Raw genomic sequence first — 22,406 nt, forward strand, 5'->3', positions numbered from 1 at the left:
AGACGGTGATGCACAACAATAAGCAGTCAGGTGAACTCTCGGCCCTGCGTCGTAATGCGCTGATCGATTTCTGCCTTCACGCCAAGCATCAAAAGGCCGGCCTTCCCTTTCCGATGAACACCCAATCGGCGGACGACCTCTGGGAGTGGTTGCGCTCCGATCCGCTGGACAGCGATGAGATTGAAACCTCGTGGGTGGCGGAGGCCGTGAGCTGTTTGCAGGCCTACATTCATGCGGTGTTTCAGAAGCTCGAACCAGGATACGACGGGCGGGAATTCGATCCCGACCTGCTGGATGAATGGGACATTGCCGGCAGTTATGGGCCGTGGTCTGCAAAAATGCTGCTGCTGTGCACCCCGGAGGACTACATCACGCCCTATGTACGCATCCGCAAAACCGGGTTGTTCAAAGCGCTCGAGAGTCATGTGAACCAGACTTCGATCACCGACGATTCGGTACTCAAGGGCGCACAGCGTTACCTGCGCAGCTTTGAGGAAACCTGCAATCTGAATGTCCTGAGCGGTTATCTGGATGGTGCGAACCCACTGAAAACCCGTTATTACCTGGTAGGCAGACAGCGCGTTGCACCTTATGAGTGGTTCTGGCGAGAAGCACACATCGAGCTTGCGCTCAATTCGCCAGCGGTCAATCCGACGGCATGGCGAGAATGGAAACCTGCGGACATCCCGACCGATGACACGGTGCTGGATTGCCGGATGGTCTATTGGGAGGGCCGGCCCTGCATGGTCTGGGTCCAGTGGCGCCCGGGTGTTTTCGATAACACGGGTGAACTGCAAACCCTCCATGAGCTGGAAGTCATGGTGGCGTTCATCGCCCTGGACGATAGCTGGTCGCCACCTGTTCGTTTGCATCTGCTGCAGACGGACAAAGACGTTTCGAAGGGATGCTGGCTGGTCGCGGTGATCTTGCGCGACGAGATCGATACCGCGTATCCCAAGGGCCGGCTGGCGGTGCATGTGACCAATGCCCAGCCCAAAGTCGGTACGTCATCGACGTTGTCTGTGGCGATTTATGAAACCCGTGACTCGCTGTTTCGCAAGGTGAAGAACGAAACGGCAGTCATGGATTACCTGGCCAATCACTTGTTTGTCGATCGCCGTACGCTTCAGCAAAAAATGCAGCCGAAGTTGTTTCCGGCGGTTGACAGTCGGGTCAGCACGACCGGAACGCTGGCCGAGTATCTGGGGATCAAGGCATATATCGTGCGTAAAAGCCCGACTGCACACTCGCTTTGGGTCCAGGGATATTGTGCTCATGTCTCGCGTGGCAGTGGCACAGCGATAGATTTCACGCTGACCGTTGAGTTCTCCACCGGTGGCGACCCGGAGTCATTGACCGACAAGTTTTCGTCTTCCGGCGGATGGGCAACGGAATGGCTGGAAATCACGCGGTCGGCATTCAACAGCGGCACGATCACCGTGACGCTGACAGGAGCCGCCAGCTACGGTCAGCGAACCCTCGTCCTGACGGTCCCCGCCACGCTCGGTGAGCATGGGCCGTTGCCGTCCATTCATGACACCGATGCGCAGGGCGCCCAGTTTCTGGCCTTCAATCAACCGGCAAGCGTTTTGAAGCTGAAATACGTCCGGCTCAATACGTTGATCGGGCACGAACTGGTATTGCGCTCCAGTGTATCGATCGGGGCGTTGCTGGACTGGGCGACGCAGTTTCCCAAGGAACCGCCTTTACCCGAGAGCCAGGTGGAGCCGAACGGCCCGTTCGATGGTGCAAACGGTCTGTTTTTCTGGGAGCTGTTCTTTCACCTGCCGCATCTGATTGCCGCCCGGCTGCGTGATGAAAACCGCTTTGATCAGGCGCAGCGCTGGCTGCACTTCATATTCAAGCCTCAGGCGCCAGCGAAAGACCCGCAGGGTGAGACTCCGGCAAGACCGCAATATTGGCATTGCCGGCCTCTGAACGTGAAAAAGCCTGACATCGCCTACGAAGTCTTTGCACCGGGTGATCCGGATGCCATTGCCTATTCATCACCCCGGCATTACCAGATCGTGATTTTCCTAGACTACGTGAACAACCTCATCGCCTGGGGCGACTGGCTGTATCGCCAGATGACGCGAGACAGTCTGACGGCCGCCAAACTGCAATATATCCGCGCCAGATCGCTGATGGGCGCCAGACCGCATACACGCAGCGTCAATCGCTGGGTGGCCAGGGAACTGGGGGATCTGGTGAAGGAGATGCAGACCCGGACGGCCCTCGCAGAATTTGAAAAGACATTGCAGTTGCAAGAAGAACATCTACCGGTCAGGGCTGGGCGCACTCAGCATTTGGGTGTCTACGGCACATCTTCATTCAAGATACCGGTGAGCCCGAGATTGCTGACGTTCTTTGACCTGCCGAACCAGCGGATCGACAACATTCGGCATGGCCGGACCATCGATGGCAAGCAGGCATCCATCCCGCGCTTTTCTGCCATGGATGCACGGGACTTGCTGAACCGTCTGGCGGCCGGTAACGCCGGCCCGGTACGACCGATGGGCGGGCAGTTGCGGGTGGCGGCCTACCGCTGGATTGTCCTGTTCGATGCGGCATTGCAGATGGTGGAGCAATTGCAGCAGTTGGGAAACGAGGTGCAGCAGCTTCTTGAACAGCAGGACAGGGTTCAGCAGGAGGTATTGCAGCAACGTCAATTGACCGAGTTGGGCGATTTCGCTCGCCGGGCCCAGGAAGAATCCATCGCACGTGAGGTCGAGCTTCTGACGGCGTTGCACCACAGCAGAACCATGGCCGAAGAGCGCGAACTGCATTACGCCGATCTGTACGACAAACACATTTCACCTGACGAATTCAAAGTCATGGAGCATGTCGAAGCGGCTGCAGGCTTTGTGGCTCTGGCCACCGGCTTTCAACTGGGGGCGGCAGTCATCCATGCGTTCCCCAATATCTTCGGGTTGGCCAACGGCGGCCATCAGCCGGGTCATCTGGTGAGTGCCGTAGGGTTTGGCTTTCAGATTGCTGCTGACGTCCAACGCGCGAACGCCGACAAGACAGCCACCTCCGAAAACTACCGTCGTCGTCGGCATGAATGGTTACTGATGCGAAATCAGGCCGTTGCCGAGAAGAATGCGATCAGTGCCCAGATCGCGGCCCAGGAGCGGGCCATCGCGTCGGCAAGAATCAATCTGGAGCACACCCTCGCGGCCAATGCCAAGGCGCTTGATCTGTTCCAGTTTCTGCAGACCCGGGCAACCAACCCGGAGCTTTACCAGTGGCTGATGGGGCAACTGAAAACCTTGCACTTTCAGGCGTATGACGCAGCTGTTGCACTGTGCCGGAGCGCTCAGACGGCCTTGCACGCGGAAACCTGTGAGTTCGATGCCTATCACCTGGACACCGATGTCTGGCGCGACCAGCGACACGGATTGACGGCCGGTGCCACCTTGCGGGCCAGTCTGTTGCGAATGCGCTCGGAATATCTGCAACGACGGGAGCGACGCCAGGAGGTCCTCAAGACCGTTTCGCTGCAACGGTTGTTCGACGATCCGGCGACCCGGCAGAAGGGGTATGAAAACTGGGCCGAGGCACTGGGGCACCTGGTTGATACGGGCTCTCTGGATTTCGAGATGAATCAGCTGCTGTTCGATCGCGACTACCACGATCATTACTGCCGACAGATTCTTCGCGTCGAAGTCTCTCTGCCGGTGCTCACGGGCCCTTTCGAAAACGTGGTGGCGAACCTGATACAGGTCGGCAGTTATATCGCCATGAAACCGTCGAACGAGTCTTTGGAGTATCTGCACGCCGGTGAGGGCGTGGCGCCTGCCGATGTGCTGATCAACCTCAGCAGCGGGCAGCAGGTGTCCCTGTCCACCGGGCTGGATGATACCGGTGTGGTTTCGCTCAGAGCTGACGAGGGCCTGACGCTGCCGTTCGAAAACACCGGCGCGGTCTCGCGCTGGCGGATCGTATTTCCCTGGTTCGTGAAGCAAAAGCCGATGTTGCTATCGCTGACCGATATCGTGATCAAGGTTTATTACACCTCCAAACTCGGGGATCTGGCCTTTTCCAAAAAGGTTCAGGAGCTGGTCAACGAAGCTGAAAGCAAGACCGGGGCCAAGGGGACGCAATCATGAGCGAAAGAGAAATCGACACGGATTATAACTTCGTGAAGAACGGCGACATGACCGAGGGTTATGAGTCCTGGGACGATGTGACCAATCCTGCAGGTGTCGTCATCCGGGATGACCGATGGGAAGACACCCTCGTGTCGATCATGACGCTGACCAACCTCGCGGCGGTCAGGCAAAGGATGGTCGTGCCGATCGGACAGCAGGTGGAGACTCGTTACAGCCTGCGTTTTCTCTATGAGAACACTTATCCGAATTCGGTCGGACGCGTGGTGGTCAACAAAAGGGGCAATGCTGAAAAGTTCGAAATCGAATTGCCGGCGAAGGCGGGACTTGCCGATCCTTTTGCGGTTGATCTGCTTGAGATGCAGGAGGATTTGCCGGACAGGCTGGGGCTGCAAGCGGGTGATGAGCTGGAGATCAATCTGAGCAGCCCGAAAAGAGAGGTGGGCGAGCCCAGCTCAGTGGAAATCCGCCTGACCGGGATTGAGATAAAACTGAATCTTCCGGCGCTGGCGCTGGAAGCCGTCATCAATGATGGCAAACGTTTCGACTCCGGCAGTGTCCTGCCGATCTGCCTGGGTGCCAGCGGGGAGCAACGTCACAGAATATCCTTTGCGGTTGACTCGCAAAGCGTCTGGAAAAACCTTGAGGCCAGCCTGTGGCTTGAAGATAACCCGCTGGAGGCCATTACCGCTGAGCCCGAGTTGGGACAGTCTCAGCTCATCGGTCTGGACTGGCAGCTCGATTGCCCGCAGCCGTCAGGCAAAGAGTCTTATGAACTGACGGCAAGGATTTACAGCAAATACTCGGCGCCATCTTGTTCGCTGCTGGTTTCATGGGGGCATCATCGCCTGGAGCTGCTTGCCCTCAAGCAGGCCGAGACGTACCCGGTCATCGAGTACAACCAATCGGTGGAGCTGCAGGTTCAGGTCCGATCCTTCTATACACACGCACCGGTAGCGGGAGAGGTGGTCTGGCGGCTGGAGGGTAAGGCGGGGACGGTTCTGCACCGGGCATCCACCGATACTCAAGGTCGTGCGACGTACCCGTACACACCGACCGAGGAGGGGATGAGCAGGGTGACCGCCTCGGTTGCCAGCCTTTTGTCCGACGGTGGTGAAGCGACGCATACCTTCGAGGTTCGGGCGTTTGCCATTGATCCTTTCAAAACCTTACTGGCTCGGTTCGATGGTGGGACACCGGCCGCCTGGGGGGAGAAGACCCGCTATCCGGAGCGCGGAGAGGCATTTCCCGTCAATCTGGACATTCCGGCGGGGCACCCGCTGAGTGACGCTACATTTTTCCTGAAGTGGGGGAGCGGGGATTCGCCTGCGGATGTGGGAGCGACTTCTGTCCCGGACTTTGAAGAGCAAGTGGCTGTTGTTGACGATTCAGTCATTTGGAACGCGCACTTCGAGGACAAGCGCGACGGCATGTTTGACTGGATTCTTGGTTGTTCCAGGTTGCAGCACCTATCCCGTGGCAATGCCATGTCACTGGCGCACAACAAAATCGGGATCGGCGAGACCTGGGGGCCGAACAAGTCGCCGGTGGTGGATGAACGCGATGTCGTCACCTGCATGGTGAAAGTGCAACGACGCGACAGACAACCGGTCAGCAATGTGCAAATAGAGTTTGTTACACCTGCCGGTCCGGTCAGGTCGGTCACGGGGGTGGATGGCTGGGGGAGCGTCGATCATCTGCCGGCCAGTGCCGGTGATTACGCTATCGTCGCACGGGTGCAACGCCACGACGACGCACCTGTGGATGAGCACTCATTCTCGGTCAAGGCTTCGCCCACCAATGCCTGGAAAGGGCAGGTCAATGTCTCCCTGGACGGAAAACCGGTCGATCGGCTGATTCAGGGCGTAGTCTGCCGACGCGGCAAAGCGCACAAGCTGCGTATTGACCCCGTTGCGGGCAGCAGCTTTATCGGCAAGTCGATTGCACTGGGCTGGAACGGCGATACGCCTCCTTTACCGGGATTCCAGTTGAGTCCGGCAGCCGGTGTTGCCCGGGTGATGAGCATTTCCGGCCTTGAGTGGGACATCAGCTCAGGCTCTGACAAAAGTGGGTTTTCGACCCTGGCGTTCAGCAGTTCTCATTTGCCCGAAAAGCGCGAGTTTCCACTGCGGCTGCTGGCCGCCGATCTCGCCAGTGAGGCCCGGGCGATGCTTGATCATGTTTCAGCTGAACCGGGTAAAGACACGCTTTACCCCTGCCTTTGGGCTACCCACAAATTCACACTCATGCCGATCGGGGTCAGTGCGTTGCACGGTTTGACGGTCAAGACCGCGATGACTCCGATTCCACCCGGTCTGGTAATCGATCCCCCGCTTTCAACCGATGTTTTTATGACGGCGGGGGGCGCGCGCCGGGAACTGAATTTTTCCAATAGCCCGGACGATGCAGTGATGACGTTGACCGAGACCGTTATGTTGGGTGATGAGCCGCTGATGGCGCAGACTCAATTGAAGCTGGGGCACAATAAAATCAAAGCGGTTGCCGCTCGTGGGCCGGCCATTGATCCGGTATTGAGCAAGGGACAGCGTGCGCGAGTGCAAGCGCAGTTCTACTCGGCATTTGCTGATCGGCCGGTTGAGTCTTCGTTGATTGGATGGCAGGTGGGGAGTGCAGATCCGGTCAATGCCCCGACAGATCCGGATGGCTGGTCAACGTTTGACGCACAGTCGCAAAGCGCGGGTATCAACACCGTAAGCGCGACCGCTCTCAATCTGTACGATCAGACAACGGCCGAGCAGCATTTTGAACTCAAGACCTTGCCGGACGATCCCTGGAAAAGTCTGCGGTTGGTCACCGAGTCATCCGAGGGGCTTTGGGGACAACGTGCTTTGTTCCCCAGACGTGCCGAGTCGTTCAGCTTTGATCTGCAGGCCGACGATGACAATCCGTTGCGCAGTCAACGGCTGGCTGTCGGCGTGGATCATCCTGCCCCGAGCGAGCTTGGGCTGGAGTTCAGCGAGGTGTTGGGTGAACTCCGGGACTGGACGAGCGAGGGGCTGAAATACTCGTTCAATGCCGGCGATATCAAGGACGGCGGCGTGTCCGTCCGATTGGCCGCCAGTCGGTTACTGGAGTTGTCGCCTCCTCAAGCCATGTCATTGGGTACAAAAGCTATTGCTGCGCGTATCAATGCGAGCGCAGGTGTGTTTCAGACTGTCAATTGGGGGAAACCTGTTGTTTGCGAAGTTCGATTGACGAATGCGTTGACCGGCAAGGCGATGGCAAACATCCAGGTCAAGTGGGAGCGGCCGGAACATGAGGCGACGTTTACGACCAGTGATTATCGGGGCAGGACGTGGCTCAGCTTCGTCCCGGACTTTCCTGGTCCAGGCGCAGTTCGTGCGTCAGTAGAGGGTGGCGCTGACTCGGCGTATATCGATTTCCAATACTTCATGAATGAACCTCGCCGGATTGAAGCCTTGTTCTCCGATGTAACGGAGGGAACACCGGGGACGAGGGTCACAGCACACATCATTTTGGTGTCGGCCATCAGTGGCAGGCGTTTGAAAGGCGTCGAAGTTGAATGGAAATTCCTTGATCTTTCCATCCCACCGACGATAACCGATGACAAAGGAGAGGCTGAAGCTGTGTTCAGATTACCAGCCTTCAATAAAGCGGTCCTTCGCGCAACCGTGAGAGGCGGGATTGTCGGTTGGAGTGTCAAACAAGTCGAGTTCAAAGGGGGGGCGAATGTCTAGTATTTCCGTTACTTCTCAGACCTGGTTGCAGAACTTCAGACCCTACGTGAATGGCACAAAAGTAAGATGGCCCGACCTGTATTTGTCTCTGATGGCGGGAGAGTGCATCGATCTGACGCTGGAGTTTGAATACAGCTATTTGATTGGCGATCCGGAGTCCCCTTTGAAGTTGTGTTGTGAGCCGGACGTGGAGTCGTTGGGGTTGGAGTGTGATCCGCCTTTTGGGCAACTGGTGGAAATGAAGGAAGGACTTATCGAACTGACTTGGCATATTTGTGCCCGCAAGACATCCGGTGCACCGTTTGAACTGCATTTTGAGATGCCTTTCTATCAAGGGATGCCACCTTCACCGTTGGTTCCGGGAAAAATAGAGGACGTGCTTATCGACTCGCTTAGGTGCGATCGACCTGTGACTTATGTTGGATATGAAGTCAATGCTCAGGCCCTGATGTTGGCTTCCCCCAGCGGTCGACCTCAGCCAGGGGCCACGCTCAAATGGAGTTATGCGGAGAAGTCTTTACCAGACTCCATTTCGGGAACCGACGGTAATGCGTTAAACACCTTAATTGCCGAGTTGGGCGAGCATACTTTGGCAGTGGTTCAGCCTTCTGGAAATCTCGATTCAAAGACGCTGGAAATTACGGGACTGCCGATGCCGGATGCAACGTTTTATGGAGCGTCATTCGAACCCAAAAGGCTGAATCTTGGAGAAACCATTCATATAAGTCTGGTAGCTCAGGAGCGTTTTTCAATGGGCCGATTAGAGGGAATAAAAGTTATTTTGAAACAAGACGAAAAAAATATCGATATGAGTTATTCGGATGACCGGGGACAAGTCCGCATGACGTTCACACCTGCTCAAAGTGGATCAGGGAGGATATCGGTACATATGTATGCCCAGACAGAAAGCAGCGCGTCATCATCGTTTTTGGTTTTAGATGCTGAAGGATGAAGAGGATTTAAGGTGGGCATGATTACCAGGTCCGATAAATCAACGGATATTTATTAAACAGGAGCATGACGAATGCCCAAGTATTCACAGTATTCGACCTGGCGCGCCAATTTCAGGCCTCATCTCGATGGTGTTCGAAGGAGATGGGATGATTTGGTATTGAAGCTGGTAGCGGGTGAGAGCTGTGAGCTGACTCTGGAGTTTGATGAAAGCTATTTGACGGACGATCCCGAGTCGCCCATTGCTTTGCATTGCGTATTGGATTTACTTGAAAACAACATTGAGTTTTCGCCTCCAGAATCACAATTGGTGGAATTAATCAGAGATCCGCACACATTCAGCAGCGTGACATGGAACCTTTCAACCGGGCAGGCGCAGCACGGCTCGTTCTGGATCTATTTTTCAATGCCTGGTTACTCGGGCATGCCAGATTCACCGCGACTTGCGGGAATGATTTTTAATGATTTTGTGATTGAGTCGTTGACAAGCCCGGACTTGAAGATTTTTGTCGGTGAACTATCAAGAGCCGATATCAAGGTCGTTGATAGAGATAGCGGTCTGGCAATGGGTAACGTCAGCATTCGTTGGACATTCGCGGGACAACAGCTGCCAAGTACTCAAACAAGGGACGATGGAACTGCTTCGATTCAATTCGTGCCGACTAGTCTTGGGGGGCAGTTTCTGACAGCGACGGTACAGTCTGGCAGCGAAGAATCACTGGTTTTCACGGTTGGGTATCGTGAAGTGGCAGAGTTGAGTATTTTTCCTTCTGAAGTGACGCTTGGTAGCACCGTTGTAGTCAAGGCTCGAGTATTACCTTCTATAGAGGGAAAGGAGGTGCTGTTGCGTTATACAGGAGAGGCGGATCAGCGAGTCCCCACGAATTCGGATGGCTGGGCAAGTGCGGTATTCACGGCGAATCACGTTCCAACAGATCACTTTGCAACGGTGAGTGCAACGGTCTATGCGGGGCAGGCAGGAGAGATGACGCTGGTGAAGAAGGTGTGGGTGAAGGATCCTGCGGTGCGCGGTATTACTTTATGGGTCAATGAAAGTCCCTTGTTGCTTCCCGATATTGTCGTCAAGTTGAAGCCCGGCAAGGAGCAATTCATTCGATTTCTAGTAGGTGTAAATGAAGGATCAGCGGATAAGGATTTTGCTATCTTTCTGGATGACGGTATTTCGTCTACCCCACTGCCTGGTAACTACCAGTTTGTGAATGAAAACGGTTGGTTTAATTGGGCTGTCATCCTCTCTGCTCCAGTGGGAGCGCGCTTGGCATTAGTCGTTGCTTCCAGGGACAACACCTTTGTGCAGCGAATGCTCATTGAAGTGATTGCATAGGTCGGGAGCTGCACAGATCGTCACCACCGCGCCGTGGCATTAAAATTCCCCGGCTCTTTTCCAGCTCAAGTACCGCGTCAGCATCTCCGTGCCCAGCTTGTCGGGCTCGACATCCAGTACCTGTAGTCCATGGGCGCTCAACTGTTCATGAAGTTTTGCCCGGTTATTCAGGTAATCCACCGTCGCGCAGTATACAAGTGCTTCCCCGATCGTTTGCACCTGCGCATGCCGTGCATCCTCAAGTGTGCTTTCTCGCAGGCTGGCCACGAGTACTCGATGCTGTTGGCTTAGTTGTCTGACAGCGTTCAGCAATTCCTCATCATTCTTATCCCGCACATTCGTCACCAACACCACCAGCGCCCGACGCTTCTGCCTCGCCAGCAACTGATTCACCACCGCCGGATAATCCGCCGAACGTTGCGTGCTATCCAGATCATAAACACCGTTGAGCAACACCTTGAGCTGCCCCGCACCTTTGATCGGTGCAATAAACCGCGGCTGATCACTGGCAAATGTCATCAACCCCACCGCATCCCCCTGCCGCAGCGCCACATAACTCAACAACAGACAAGCATTCAACGCATGATCAAAATGCGACAGCTCCCCATCCTGACTGCGCATCTGCCGCCCGCAATCGAGCATGAAGATGATCTGTTGATCCCGTTCGTCTTCGTACTCCCGGGCAATCGGTGTGCGGTGGCGGGCGGTGGCTTTCCAGTCGATCTGGCGCAGGCTGTCGCCTTCGCGAAACTCCCGCAGTTGATGAAACTCCATGCCTTGGCCACGGCGTTGGCGCTGGCGTACGCCGAGCTGGCTGAGCCAGTTGTCCACCGCCAGCAACTGGCCGCCGTAGAGGCGCGCGAAGTCGGGGTAGACGCGGGTGTGGTCGGTGAGGTTCAGCAGGCGTTTGCCGGACCACAGGCCGAAGGGGCTTGGCAGGTTGAGTTCGCAGGTGTCGAAGGTGAAGTGGCCGCGTTTGAGCGGACGCAGGCGATAGCCGATCAGGCTGCGCTGACCGGGTTGCAGCTCGGTGTCGAGGGGCAGGTTTTCGAAACTCAGGCCATCGGGGACATGGTCGAAGATTTGTATGACCAGTGGTTGGTCGAAATCGTGTTCGACTTCCAGCCGGATTTCGCTCCAGCGACCGAGGGCCAGGCTGCCGGGCATCTGTCGTTGTACACGGGGCGAGGGCAGGCGTTTGAGGCGCAGCGCGTCCAGCAGGCTCAGCGCAAGCAGCGCCAGCAGCAACCCCCAGTTGATCGACAACAGGCTCGAAGACACTTCCACATCCAGCGCCTGCAACGTGCCCAGCACAATGCCGATGGTCAGCAGGATTGCCAGCCAGATCAACAGCAGGCGCGAGGGTTTCACAGGCGCGGCGCCGGGATCTGGTCAAGCAGTTGCTGGAGCACCTGATCGACCTGCAGGCCTTCGATATCCAGCTCCGGAGCAAGGCGAACGCGGTGGCGCAACACCGCCAGTGCGCAACCCTTGATGTCGTCGGGAATCACGAATTCGCCGCCGCGCAACAGGGCCCTGGCGCGGGCGCAACGCACCAGTGCAATGGAGGCACGAGGCCCGGCGCCGAGGCTCAGCCCCGGCCAAGTGCGGGTGCTGCGGGCCAGTCGCACGGCATAGTCGAGCACCTGATCGTCCAGCGGCAGATCGCTGGCGATGCGTTGCAGGGCTTGCACGTCCTTCGCCTGCAACACGGTGCGCAGCGGTTGCACGTCGAGCATGTCGGCGCGGGTCGAGCGGCTGACCTGACGCACCATGTCCAGCTCCTGATCGGCATCGGGGTAATCCATGCGCACCTTGAGCATGAAGCGGTCGAGCTCTGCTTCGGGCAGGGGATAGGTGCCTTCCTGTTCGATCGGGTTTTGCGTGGCGAGCACCATGAACGGCTGGGCAATCGGCAGGGCCCGACCTTCGAGGGTGACCTGACGTTCCTGCATCGCTTCGAGCAATGCGGCCTGGGTCTTGGCCGGGGCGCGGTTGATCTCGTCGGCCAGCAGCAGGTTGGTGAACAGCGGGCCTTTGCGCAGTTTGAATTGTTCGGTCTGCAGGTCGTAAACCGCGTGGCCGGTGACGTCGCTGGGCATCAGGTCCGGGGTGAACTGGATGCGTGCGAACTCGCCACCGAAGCATTTGGCCAGGGCCCGTACCAGCAGGGTTTTGCCGAGGCCGGGAACGCCTTCGAGCAGCACATGGCCGCCGGCGATCAGCGCGGTCAGGACGTCGTCGATCACCGGGTTCTGGCCGATCAGCGCCTTCTGTAATTCGCCGCGTACCGCTTGGGCCAACTGACTGGCTCGGTGGCGTTGCTGGGCCGCGTGGCTGGGCGAGCCGGGTTCGATGTGTTCGGTCATAGCGAGTTCCTCAGGGCTTGCAGGTGGGCCACCTGACGGCAGAATTCGGCGCTGGACAGGCGCCGCTTCGGTGCCGGGCTCAGGGCCTGGCTGATGGCACGGGTCGGCTGGCGGGTCAGGCGTGACAGGGCCAGCCATTGTTCGGCGACGTTCAATTGGTCAAAACCGGGATGTCGGTGACGGGCGCGACGCAGGACGTCCTGCTGCAAGGCTTGCAGCAAGGTCTGTTGACCGTTGTGGCGCAGGATGAAATCGGCACTGGCGCGCAGGTGTTCCATCAACTGACGACGACCGCTCGGGGCAGGAGCCTGCACCGGCCCGTGACGCACGCCGACATGCCACAGCCACAGACCGATCAGCGCCAACAGGGCGACGATGGCCTGCGGGAAATAGCGCCAGAGCAAGGTCAGCAGACCGTCGTGCTCGGTGTTGTACAGCAGCGTCACGGCGGTGTCGGCGCTCAGATACCAGAGCAGCCAGGCATTGTCGTGTTGAGCGATGGCCGGGGTTTTCCACAGATCGGCATCGGTGACCACGGTGATCGTGCCGACGCCGTAGGGCAGTTGCATCATGTGCGTGGCCCGGGCGCTGTTGGCCCAGGCCTGGGCGAGGTTTTTCGGGTCGTCGAGGTGGAACGCGGTGTCGAACCCGGCGTAGGCGGGCGCGTCTTCGTCTTCCAGATAAAGCTTGGTCAGGTTGGGCCAGGGATCGTCGTCGGCATCCGGCGGCGGGTCTTTCAGATCCTTGCTCAGGGACTGATGCAGCTGCACGCGGTCGAGCAGCAGGTCGTTGCTCTGGCCGGTCTTTTCATCCCACAGCGACTCGGCGACGAACACCAGTCGTCCGCCGGCCCGGGCCCAGTTCAAGACTTGATCGACCTGACGCGGCGTCATTTTTGAACGGTCGTTGAACAGCAGCAGCGTGTGTCGTCGAGGATCGATTTCTGGCAGCACGGCGAGGCTCTCGGCATGGCCGACGGTAATCCCGTGGCTGCGTAGAAACATCTCCGCCGCCAGATAAGGATTGGCTTGCGCGGCGGGGGACGGGCCGTGATCGACCACGGCCTGGTAAGGCGTGGCCTTGAGGTACAGATAAACGCCCAGCGCACCCAACAAGGCAACAATCAATGCGCCGATCAGCCAGAGTGCGCGCCGGTTCAACGGGCAGCTCCCTTGCCGAACAGTGACCGCCAGCCCTCACACAATTCCTGTTGCAGATGCGCCGCCGGTACGCGGTGCCCATAGGCCATGTTCTGCCAGTGGCCGGTGAGATGACGGCTGTAGGCGAGCAGGTCGGGACGCTGCAAATGTTCGATCCGCGCCAGTACTTCGCTCTCGGTGTCGGCGGGTTTCAGGGTCAGGTTGAAGTCGTGCAGCAGGTGGCTGAGCAGCGCCCGATACAGCAGGCCGAGCGCCGCACGGGGCTGGGTCTGCCAGAGCTGTTCGGCGCTGGCGGCGATGTCGTCGGGCAGGGTTTCCCGGCTCAGGTCGAGGCCGAAGGCTTGCTGTGGCACGGGGCGTTTTATCCGCTCCGGCAATCGCGGGCGACGACTGACGAACGTTTGCAGAAACTCGCGGTAGCGCCAGATCAACCATCCGAGTGCCCCGATCACCACGGCCCACAGCAACACTTCAATCGACTTGGCCAGCCCGTCGAGGTGTTGACCATTGAGCCAGCCCAGCAGGGTTTTCAGCCATTGTGGGGCTTTGCTGTCCTTGGCCTTTTCTACGGTGGCAGGATCTTCGCCGAAGCGATAACGGGTGACGGTTTCCTTGTTCTTGAACGGCGGTTGTTCCAGCAAGGCCTTGATGCTGTTGCGGGAGGCCTGACTGGTCAGTGGCTGATTCAGGAGCCGGGGCGCATCCGGGGCGGTGGCAGGGTCGGCGGCCCACGTCGACGGCACTCCCGGCAGCAGCAGACAAACCGCCAGCAGCAAGCCGAGAGCGCTGCTGTTCAGGCGTTGGCGCAGGCGGCGGAACACCAGTTCGATGTCCCAGGCTTCAAGCACGGTGCGCCGGTTCAGATAGAGGCTGAAACCGCAGGCGACGTAGATCGGTTCCCAGATCACCAGTATCAGGGCATAGAAGGCATTGGTCAGGTGCTCGAGCCAGCGCCATTGGTGGTCGGCGGCGAAGATCAGGCTTTGCCAGTCCCAATCGGTTTCGATCTGTTGTGGCAGGAGTAAATAGAACAGCACCATCAGACCGATCCACAGCGCCGTTTCCAGATGGACGCCAATGATCGTCAGCCACTGGGCTGCGCCGGCATTGCGTTGCAGCAGTACCCGCAAACGTTGCTGGCGCGCGAGACCGCCCAGGCCTTCGAGTTGCACCACCGGCATCAGGAAACTGCGACTGAAGCTCAGGCGTCGCCAGGTCAGACTCGCCAGCAGTTGAGGTTTGAGCAGTTCTGGCCATTGGCGCAATGCCTGTTTCAGTGTGGGCGTTTCGCCGAACAGGGCTTTGGACAGGATGTACAGCGGCAAGCGTTCGTACGCCGGTTTCAGCCACCAGAAGATGAACACCGCGAGCGACGGCGAATCCCACAGCAACAGGCTAAGAACAACAAACAACGGCAGGGTGACGATGGCCCAACTGGTCATCAACAGACGCCGGTGCTGCTGGCTCATGCGCACGCCCAGGTCCATGGCTTCCCAGGTGGTGCGCGGGCGGATCACCACGGTCGCGTCACTCAGGCGCATGGCGGGTCCTTCCGGCGAAAAACAGGTATGTCGCCACGCAGATCCAGAGCCCGGCGCCGACCAGGTATTTGGTCTGCGGCGTGACCCCGGTGCGTGACGACCAGTAAGCCTCGATAAACGCGGCAATCAACAGGAACAGCATCACTCCGCAGATCAGCAAAACACTTTGGCGCGCCGCGTGTCTCAGGGCCTCGCCGCGTGTCAGGCGACCCGGCGCGATCAATGCCCAACCCAGCTTCAGTCCCGCCGCCCCGGCCAGGGCAATGGCGGTGAGTTCGAAGGCACCGTGCCCGATCACGAACGACCAGAAGGTCTGGCCGTAGCCGATTTCACTCAGGTGCCCGGCCACGGTGCCGATGATCAAGCCGTTGTAGAACAGGAAAAACGCGCTGCCCACCCCCAGCAGCAATCCGCTGGCGAAGGTCTGAAAGGCGATGCCGATGTTGTGCATGATGTAGTAGCCGAACATCACCCAGTCTTCGCTCGCCGCACGTTCGGCCGAGCGCCCGAGGTGGCCGGCGGCGGGGTCGTACATGCTCTGCATCTCGCGCACCTGATCGGCGGGGATCAGGTTGTAGACCAGCTCCGGGTACAGGTACACCAGTAATCCGAAGCCGATCAGGCTGCCGAAGAACAACAACCCGGCGGCCAGCACGAAGCGCCATTCGGCGCGTACCAGCCGTGGAAATCCGGCCAGGATGAAGCCCAGCAGGTTGGCGCCGAGCTGACTGCGGTGACGGTAAAGCTGTTGATGGCCGCGCAGAACGAGCTGTTGCAACGAATCGACGAGAAAACTGCTGTAGCCACGTTCCTGCGCCAATGCCAGATGCTGGCAGAGTCGCCGGTAGGCCTTGGGGAATTCAGCCACCTGCGAAGTGTCCTTGCCGCGTTCCAGACGTTCGAGGGCGAGCGTGAAACGCTCCCATTCGGCCTTGTGACGGGTTTCGAAAAGACTTTGCTTCATGTCGGCCCCAGCAGGCCGCGGGCGATGCCGTTGAGTTCACCGACGGCTTTCGGCGCGCTGATGTGCAGTGGCTGAGCCAGAAGCGCTGCGAGTTCATTGACCCGCGCCGTCGACAGTTCCCCCTGACGCTCGGCGAAAGCGAGCAGGGCCCGTTGTTCAGTCAGGGTCAGCGGGACCGGTGAGCGGCGAGGTTCGGCATCGGGCAACTGAGGGCGCTTGAGCGGGCGTTCGCTGTAGATCACCAGCGTCCCGGCAGCGATGTCGCCGAGGCGTTTGAAGGTCGGATGTTGCAGGCAACTGATGGCGCCAAGGAAATAGCCGAACGGCATCAGGTCAACGAAACGCAGCAGATTGCGCAGCAAGGAGGCCGACCAGCCGACCGGCGTGCCATCGTCGTGTACCACCCGCAGGCCCATCCATTGCTTGCCCGGCGAACGGCCCTGACGCAGCACTTCGAACAGCACCATGTACCACCAGCTCACCGCAAACAGCAGCAGCGATCCCAGGCCGATGCCGAGTTTGCCGAGCAGCGCCAGCAACATGAACAGCAGCCCCATGATCAACCCGCGCAAAACCAAGTCGATGGTGAAGGCCACGGCACGCACCATCAGGCCGGCGGGACGCAGCGGCAGGTCGATGCCTTCCGGCGTTTCGACCTGGTGCCGTGTGTCCAGCGGCGGGGCCAGCGTTGCTTTCCTTGGCGGTGCTGTGGTCTCGAGCATGGGCTACCTGATGTTGCCGGATCGGGATGCGAGTGAATCCGATGCTAGCAGCCTCTCGGGGGAAAACGACATAACTATGTCATTCACATCGTTCAACCAAAGGTGACTGAATGATGCGGAGCTGGCCGCGACGGCGGTCGAACGCCTAGACTTTGCCGATCTTCAGTTCAGGAACCGCCCGTGACTTCCATCTTCTGGTACGACTACGAAACCACCGGCATCAATCCGCGATGCGACCGACCGTTGCAGGTGGCCGGGATTCGCACCGATCACGAACTCAACGAAATCGACGAACCGGTCAATCTTTACTGCCAGCCCAGCGAAGACATCCTGCCGCACCCGGCGGCGTGCGCAATCACCGGCATCACCCCGAGCCGTCTTGCTGAACAAGGTTTGAGCGAAGCCGATTTCATGACCCGGGTTCACGCCCAGCTTGCGGCTCCCGGCACTTGCGGCGCGGGGTACAACACCTTGCGTTTCGACGACGAGATGACTCGTTACAGCCTGTACCGCAACTTTTTCGATCCTTATGCCCGTGAATGGCAGGGCGGCAACAGCCGCTGGGATCTGATCGATGTGGTGCGCGCTGCTTATGCGTTGCGTCCCGACGGGCTGGTCTGGCCGACCGATGACGAAGGCAAGGTCACGTTGAAGCTCGAACGCTTGACCGCCGCCAACGGCATCGATCACGGCAATGCCCACGAGGCGTTGTCGGATGTTCGCGCCACCATCGCTCTGGCCCGGTTGATCCGCGAGAAGCAGCCGAAGTTGTATGACTGGCTGTTCCAGCTGCGCAGCAAACAGAAGGTCATGGACCAGATTCGTCTGTTGCAGCCGATGGTGCACATTTCCGGACGCTTCTCGGCGGCGCGCAGTTTTGTCGGTGTGGTGCTGCCGCTGGCCTGGCATCCGCGCAACAAGAACGCATTGATCGTTTGTGATCTGCATCTCGATCCACAAGGTCTGCTCGATCTGGATGCGCAGACCCTGCGCCAGCGCCTGTATACCCGCCGTGAAGATCTGGCCGAAGGCGAATTGCCGGTGCCGCTCAAGCTCATCCACATCAACAAGTGCCCGGTGGTGGCGCCGTTGTCGGTGTTGAGGGCTGAAGATCAGCAGCGTCTGGGTCTGGACATGGCGCTGTATCAGGCCCGCGCATTGCGACTAAGTGACGCACAACAAGTTTGGAAAGATAAAGTCCCGGCGATTTATGCCAGCGAAGATTTCACCCCGAGTGAAGATCCCGAACAACAGTTGTACGACGGATTTATCGGCGATCGTGATCGTCGTTTATGTGAGCAAGTGAGGACGGTGGATCCTGCGCAATTGGCGCGAGAGCAATGGCCGTTCGATGACGAACGTTTGCCTGAATTGTTGTTTCGATATCGCGCACGTAACTTTCCGGATACGTTGAATTTCGAAGAGCAAGAACGCTGGCAAATCTTTTGTCGGCAGCGCTTGTCCGAGCCTGAATGGGGTGCCCCTAATACCTTGCAATCTTTTACAGAGGCCGCGGAGCAATGGTTGCTTAGTGCCTCGCCATTACAGCGCGAGGTGCTGGTTGAATGGCAGAGTTATGTCCAGGCATTGCGCAAACGTTTGAATCTTTGAAATCGAACATGTTCGTTGCCTGAACGGCGGGCATAAAAAAACGCCAGCGGATGCTGGCGTTTTTTTGTGTCGCGGACGGGTCTGCGACAAGGGTTGCGGCTTAGCCCAGCAGGGTAGCCCAGCCTTCAACCACGTCACCGCCCCACTTGGCTTTCCACTCTTTCAGAGTCTTGTGGTTGCCACCTTTGGTTTCGATGACTTCGCCGTTGTGCGGGTTTTTGTATTGTTTAACTTTGCGTGCACGCTTGGTGCCGGTAGTTTTTACTGCGCCGCCACGTGGGGCCTTGGTTTTGGACTCTGGATCCAGCAGCGCGATGATGTCACGCAGGGACTTGGAGTATTCGCCCATCAGGGTGCGCAGTTTGCCTTCGAATTCCAGCTCGGCTTGCAGTTTGTCGTCTTGCGACAGGTTCTTCAAACGGGCTTGCAGCTCTTTGATGGCTTCTTCGGTGGCACGATATTCGTTGATCAAGGACATGATTACTACCTTATTGGGAGTGCGCGATGGCAGGGGACAGTGCGGCAATAATAGTCAGGCTGTTTCATCAAGTAAACATTTAACCGGGCTTTTTATTTGGATTAGTTACGTTGAAAAGCCCTGAATTGAATATTCAGTTAAATAATGTGATGCAGTCTTCACAGATATTCACAGAGACCGGTTGGTGCAGGGCTATTAGCGCGCCATCATCCTGACGATTGCCCGCGTCAAAAAAGCTGCGGCGAGGCCTGGCGGGGCTCAAGGCTCATCGATACTGCAGTTTTGCGGCGTAGTCGCTAGAATGTCCGCCTTTGCGAAGTTCTGGAGTTTCCCCCTCATGCGCACTTTTCGGCTGGTGATTTCTTGCCCGGACCGCGTTGGCATCGTTGCCAAAGTCAGTAACTTTCTGGCGGCCCACAATGGCTGGATCACCGAAGCGAGCCACCACTCGGACAATCAGGTCGGCTGGTTCTTCATGCGTCACGAAATCCGTGCCGATTCCCTGCCTTTCGGTATCGAGGTGTTGCGCGAGAAGTTTGCACCGATCGCCGAAGAGTTCTCGATGGACTGGCGCATCACCGACACCGAGCAGAAAAAGCGTGTGGTGCTGATGGCCAGCCGTGAGTCCCACTGCCTGGCCGACCTGCTGCACCGCTGGCACAGCGATGAGCTCGATTGCGAGATCTCCTGCGTGATTTCCAACCACGACGACCTGCGCAGCATGGTCGAGTGGCACGGCATTCCTTATTACCACGTCCCGGTCAATCCGCAGGACAAGCAACCGGCCTTCGACGAAGTGTCGCGCCTGGTCAAGCAGCACGATGCCGAAGTGGTGGTGCTGGCGCGCTACATGCAGATCCTGCCGCCGGACATGTGCCGCGAATATGCGCACAAGGTCATCAACATTCACCACAGCTTCCTGCCGTCGTTCGTCGGCGCCAAGCCGTATCACCAGGCGTCGTTGCGCGGCGTGAAACTGATCGGCGCCACCTGCCACTACGTGACCGAAGAGCTGGATGCCGGCCCGATCATCGAGCAGGACGTGGTGCGCGTCAGCCACAGTGACAGCATCGAAGACATGGTGCGTTTCGGCCGTGACGTCGAGAAGATGGTGCTGGCCCGTGGCCTGCGCTATCACCTGGAAGACCGCGTGCTGGTGCACGGCAACAAGACCGTCGTGTTCTGATCGAACCTTTCGGTTGAAAAACCAAGGGCCTGGGCGTTCAATCGCTTCAGGCCCTTTTTTGTTTCAGCCCCCGGAGAAAACGCCCATGAGCGATCCACTGGACAAAGCCACCTCCAAAGCGCCCGCCACCCTGGGTGAAGGCTGTCTGAGCCGCTATGACCCGGATGATCTGAGCCCGGAGGACGGCACGGACTTCCCCGACGCCGCTGAGTTGTGGGAACAGCTCAACGAAGAGAAGCCGGACGATACTAAGCCTGGCGCACCTTCATCAGTTTCCTGAGCAGCGGTCGCCCGAGCATCAGCAGGAAAATCGGCCCGCCGACCAGCAGGTAGAAGTAAAACGTCATCGCCCGCCAGATCAGGATCGCCGCGGCAGCGGTCGACGCCCCCACCATGGGCGCCAGCAGCGCCGCCGACGTCAGTTCCGCCGCCCCGGCCCCGCCCGGCAACAGGCTGAATTGTCCCGCCCCCAGCGAAAGCATCTGAATCAGAAACGTCCAGGCCCACTGCACTTCCGCTTCCAGCCCCCGCAACGTCAGATACAGCACGCTGTAACGCAGCGACCAATGCACGCACGTCAGGGCAAACACCTTGAACAGCGTTTGTCGCGGCAGTTTCAGGGCATCGGTGAACGCCGCGAGAAAATGCAGCAGCTTGCGCGCCCAGCGCCATCGCGTGGCGGTTTGCACGTTCATGCGCGCCAGCAACCGGCCACTCCAGCGAATCAGCATCCGGTGATAACGCGCCACCAGCACACAACCGAACAACCCGCCGAACAACGAAATGGCGCTGACAATCAGCAGCCATTCCATCCGGTCGCTCAGATGCTGGAACAAGGCATAAATCAAAATCCCGCCCAACGCACACAGGAAGAACAGCAGGTCACTCAACTGATCCATCGCAAACACCGCGCTGCCCCGGGCCGGGCGCACTCCGCTGCGGGCCAGCAGCGCCATGATCGTCAACGGCCCGCCAGTGCCGCCGGGTGTGGCGCACCAGGCGAATTCGGCGGCCATGACCACGCCAAGGCTTTTCAGCGGCGTGACCCGTTCACGCTGATCGCCGAGCAGCAGTCGCAGGCGCAAGGTATTGATGCCCCAGCACAGCAGAACCATGGCCAGCAGGATGGACAGCCAGTGCAGAGGAAAGGCTTGCAGCCGCGTCCAGGTTTCACCGCCGCCCAGTAAGGAAGGGATCAGCACGGCGGCCAGCAGACCGATCAGCAACAGGATGCCGCGACTCATGCGCTATGTCCGTGCTGGCGCGTTAGCGTGATTTCAGCGATATGCACAGTGAACGCCCCTCCGCGTGTTGATGTCCCGTGTTGACCTTACTCCAGAATAGATGTTCGGTCGGGATGTGCGGTAGGGAGGTTTGCGGGAGGTGAGATGTCTTCGCGGGCTGACCCGCGAAGACAATCGGGGGAGGGGCTTAAATGCGGAAGCTGCCGACCAGTTGCTTCAAACGCGAAGCCTGCTGTTCCAGATCGGAACAGGCACGCAAGGTCGCCTGCAGGTTCTCGACGCCTTCCTGGTTCAGCGTATTGATCTCGGTGATATCGACGTTGATCGACTCGACCACGGCGGTCTGTTCCTCGGTGGCAGTGGCCACCGACTGGTTCATGCCGTCGATCTCACCGATGCGCTGGGTCACGCTGTTCAGGCGTTCGCCGGCGAGGTTGGCGATTTCTACGCTGTCCTGACTGTGGCGCTGGCTGTCACTCATGGTACTGACCGATTCGCGGGCGCCGACTTGCAGCTCCTCGATCATGGTCTGCACCTGTTGCGCCGATTCCTGGGTGCGGTGGGCGAGGTTGCGCACTTCGTCCGCCACCACGGCGAACCCGCGTCCGGCTTCACCGGCCCGCGCAGCTTCGATGGCGGCGTTGAGCGCCAGCAGGTTGGTCTGCTGGGAAATGCTGGTGATCACTTCCAGGATCTGGCCGATGTTCACGGTCTTGCTGTTCAGCGATTCGATGTTGCTGCTGGATGCGCTGAGCATGCTCGACAGTTGATTCATCGCCTTGATGCTGCGATCCACCACTTGCTGGCCGTCTGCGGCCAAGCCACGGGCGTCGCTGGCCTGGGTCGAGGCCTGTGCGGCGTTGCGGGCGATTTCCTGGGCGGCGGCACCGAGCTGATTGATCGCGGCGGCCACGCTGTTGGTACGCGACGCTTGCTGGTCGGAGTTGTACATCGACGAGTTCGAGGCCGCGACCACGCGCAGGGCGACTTCGTTGACTTGCCCG

16 protein-coding genes are annotated in these 22,406 nt (G+C 58.7%); 7 read left to right on the forward strand and 9 right to left on the reverse strand.

Translation table 11 applies throughout. The features are described 5' to 3' along the window. Positions 1-8: 8 nt before the first annotated feature. From DXT77_RS12640 to DXT77_RS12655, 4 genes are all read left to right on the forward strand, one after another. A complete protein-coding gene (locus DXT77_RS12640) occupies positions 9-4,112 on the forward strand; it encodes a neuraminidase-like domain-containing protein (RefSeq protein ID WP_119427837.1) in 4,104 nt (1,367 codons plus the stop codon). After that, the gene (locus DXT77_RS12645) at positions 4,109-7,831 is read left to right on the forward strand and encodes a hypothetical protein (RefSeq protein ID WP_119427838.1); all 3,723 of its coding nucleotides are present in this window, start codon (positions 4,109-4,111) and stop codon (positions 7,829-7,831) included. The genes DXT77_RS12640 and DXT77_RS12645 overlap by 4 nt, the downstream gene beginning before the upstream one ends. Then, entirely contained in the window at positions 7,824-8,783 is a 960-nt protein-coding gene (locus tag DXT77_RS12650) for a hypothetical protein (RefSeq protein WP_119427839.1), read from the forward strand. The genes DXT77_RS12645 and DXT77_RS12650 overlap by 8 nt, the downstream gene beginning before the upstream one ends. A 72-nt stretch (positions 8,784-8,855) precedes the next feature. Next, a complete protein-coding gene (locus DXT77_RS12655; protein WP_119427840.1) occupies positions 8,856-10,127 on the forward strand; it encodes a hypothetical protein in 1,272 nt (423 codons plus the stop codon). A 39-nt stretch (positions 10,128-10,166) separates the two neighbouring features. On the opposite strand, the gene DXT77_RS12660 is transcribed toward DXT77_RS12655, so the two are convergent. Genes DXT77_RS12660 through DXT77_RS12685 form a run of 6 tightly spaced genes read right to left on the reverse strand, consistent with a single transcriptional unit; the run spans position 10,167 to position 16,883 of the window. Further along, the gene (locus tag DXT77_RS12660; RefSeq protein WP_119427841.1) at positions 10,167-11,498 is read right to left on the reverse strand and encodes a DUF58 domain-containing protein; all 1,332 of its coding nucleotides are present in this window, start codon (positions 11,496-11,498) and stop codon (positions 10,167-10,169) included. After that, on the reverse strand, positions 11,495-12,496 hold the full coding sequence (locus tag DXT77_RS12665) for a MoxR family ATPase (RefSeq protein WP_085689472.1): 1,002 nt from the start codon (positions 12,494-12,496) through the stop codon (positions 11,495-11,497). Before DXT77_RS12665 ends, DXT77_RS12660 begins: the two co-directional genes overlap by 4 nt. Next, the gene (locus DXT77_RS12670) at positions 12,493-13,656 is read right to left on the reverse strand and encodes a DUF4350 domain-containing protein (protein WP_119427842.1); all 1,164 of its coding nucleotides are present in this window, start codon (positions 13,654-13,656) and stop codon (positions 12,493-12,495) included. Before DXT77_RS12670 ends, DXT77_RS12665 begins: the two co-directional genes overlap by 4 nt. After that, a complete protein-coding gene (locus DXT77_RS12675) occupies positions 13,653-15,197 on the reverse strand; it encodes a DUF4129 domain-containing protein (RefSeq protein ID WP_119427843.1) in 1,545 nt (514 codons plus the stop codon). Before DXT77_RS12675 ends, DXT77_RS12670 begins: the two co-directional genes overlap by 4 nt. Then, complete coding sequence (locus DXT77_RS12680) at positions 15,184-16,161, reverse strand: stage II sporulation protein M (RefSeq protein WP_119427844.1); 978 nt, start codon at positions 16,159-16,161, stop codon at positions 15,184-15,186. Before DXT77_RS12680 ends, DXT77_RS12675 begins: the two co-directional genes overlap by 14 nt. Then, positions 16,158-16,883 (reverse strand): RDD family protein, encoded by a 726-nt coding sequence (locus DXT77_RS12685; RefSeq protein WP_119427845.1) that lies wholly within the window; start codon positions 16,881-16,883, stop codon positions 16,158-16,160. The genes DXT77_RS12680 and DXT77_RS12685 overlap by 4 nt, the downstream gene beginning before the upstream one ends. Positions 16,884-17,063: 180 nt before the next feature. Here DXT77_RS12685 and sbcB point away from each other — a divergent pair, with 180 nt between their 5' ends. Further along, positions 17,064-18,494: an exodeoxyribonuclease I gene (gene sbcB, locus DXT77_RS12690; protein WP_119427846.1), complete on the forward strand. Its 1,431-nt coding sequence runs from the start codon at positions 17,064-17,066 to the stop codon at positions 18,492-18,494. A gap of 100 nt (positions 18,495-18,594) precedes the next feature. On the opposite strand, the gene mvaT is transcribed toward sbcB, so the two are convergent. Then, positions 18,595-18,972, reverse strand: a complete 378-nt coding sequence (gene mvaT, locus DXT77_RS12695; protein ID WP_046054737.1) for a histone-like nucleoid-structuring protein MvaT — start codon at positions 18,970-18,972, stop codon at positions 18,595-18,597. A 337-nt stretch (positions 18,973-19,309) separates the two neighbouring features. Here mvaT and purU point away from each other — a divergent pair, with 337 nt between their 5' ends. After that, positions 19,310-20,158: a formyltetrahydrofolate deformylase gene (purU, locus tag DXT77_RS12700; RefSeq protein ID WP_007912774.1), complete on the forward strand. Its 849-nt coding sequence runs from the start codon at positions 19,310-19,312 to the stop codon at positions 20,156-20,158. 85 nt (positions 20,159-20,243) lie between these two features. Next, the gene (locus tag DXT77_RS12705) at positions 20,244-20,438 is read left to right on the forward strand and encodes a hypothetical protein (RefSeq protein ID WP_119427847.1); all 195 of its coding nucleotides are present in this window, start codon (positions 20,244-20,246) and stop codon (positions 20,436-20,438) included. Here the strand turns inward: DXT77_RS12705 and DXT77_RS12710 are convergent. Then, positions 20,407-21,402 carry a lysylphosphatidylglycerol synthase transmembrane domain-containing protein gene (locus DXT77_RS12710; protein WP_119427848.1) on the reverse strand — a complete coding sequence of 332 codons (996 nt, stop codon included), beginning with the start codon at positions 21,400-21,402 and terminating at the stop codon, positions 20,407-20,409. The two genes, DXT77_RS12705 and DXT77_RS12710, sit on opposite strands and share 32 nt — an antisense overlap. 187 nt (positions 21,403-21,589) lie before the next feature. Next, positions 21,590-22,354: a methyl-accepting chemotaxis protein gene (locus DXT77_RS30365; RefSeq protein WP_372238675.1), complete on the reverse strand. Its 765-nt coding sequence runs from the start codon at positions 22,352-22,354 to the stop codon at positions 21,590-21,592. Positions 22,355-22,406 lie beyond the last annotated feature (52 nt).

The sequence above is a fragment of the Pseudomonas sp. 91RF genome (genome assembly GCF_003576265.1).
Taxonomy (GTDB): Bacteria; Pseudomonadota; Gammaproteobacteria; order Pseudomonadales; family Pseudomonadaceae; genus Aquipseudomonas; species Aquipseudomonas kribbensis.

Excerpts from the sequence above, each read along its gene's own strand:
- DXT77_RS12675 (WP_119427843.1), bottom strand. The coding sequence starts at position 15,197 with ATGCGCCTGAGTGACGCGACCGTGGTGATCCGCCCGCGCACCACCTGG.
- DXT77_RS12710 (WP_119427848.1), bottom strand. The coding sequence starts at position 21,402 with ATGAGTCGCGGCATCCTGTTGCTGATCGGTCTGCTGGCCGCCGTGCTG.
- DXT77_RS12655 (WP_119427840.1), top strand. The coding sequence starts at position 8,856 with ATGCCCAAGTATTCACAGTATTCGACCTGGCGCGCCAATTTCAGGCCT.
- DXT77_RS30365 (WP_372238675.1), bottom strand. The coding sequence starts at position 22,354 with ATGTACAACTCCGACCAGCAAGCGTCGCGTACCAACAGCGTGGCCGCC.
- DXT77_RS12685 (WP_119427845.1), bottom strand. The coding sequence starts at position 16,883 with ATGCTCGAGACCACAGCACCGCCAAGGAAAGCAACGCTGGCCCCGCCG.
- DXT77_RS12650 (WP_119427839.1), top strand. The coding sequence starts at position 7,824 with ATGTCTAGTATTTCCGTTACTTCTCAGACCTGGTTGCAGAACTTCAGA.
- DXT77_RS12680 (WP_119427844.1), bottom strand. The coding sequence starts at position 16,161 with ATGAAGCAAAGTCTTTTCGAAACCCGTCACAAGGCCGAATGGGAGCGT.
- mvaT (WP_046054737.1), bottom strand. The coding sequence starts at position 18,972 with ATGTCCTTGATCAACGAATATCGTGCCACCGAAGAAGCCATCAAAGAG.
- purU (WP_007912774.1), top strand. The coding sequence starts at position 19,310 with ATGCGCACTTTTCGGCTGGTGATTTCTTGCCCGGACCGCGTTGGCATC.
- DXT77_RS12640 (WP_119427837.1), top strand. The coding sequence starts at position 9 with ATGCACAACAATAAGCAGTCAGGTGAACTCTCGGCCCTGCGTCGTAAT.
- DXT77_RS12665 (WP_085689472.1), bottom strand. The coding sequence starts at position 12,496 with ATGACCGAACACATCGAACCCGGCTCGCCCAGCCACGCGGCCCAGCAA.
- DXT77_RS12705 (WP_119427847.1), top strand. The coding sequence starts at position 20,244 with ATGAGCGATCCACTGGACAAAGCCACCTCCAAAGCGCCCGCCACCCTG.
- DXT77_RS12645 (WP_119427838.1), top strand. The coding sequence starts at position 4,109 with ATGAGCGAAAGAGAAATCGACACGGATTATAACTTCGTGAAGAACGGC.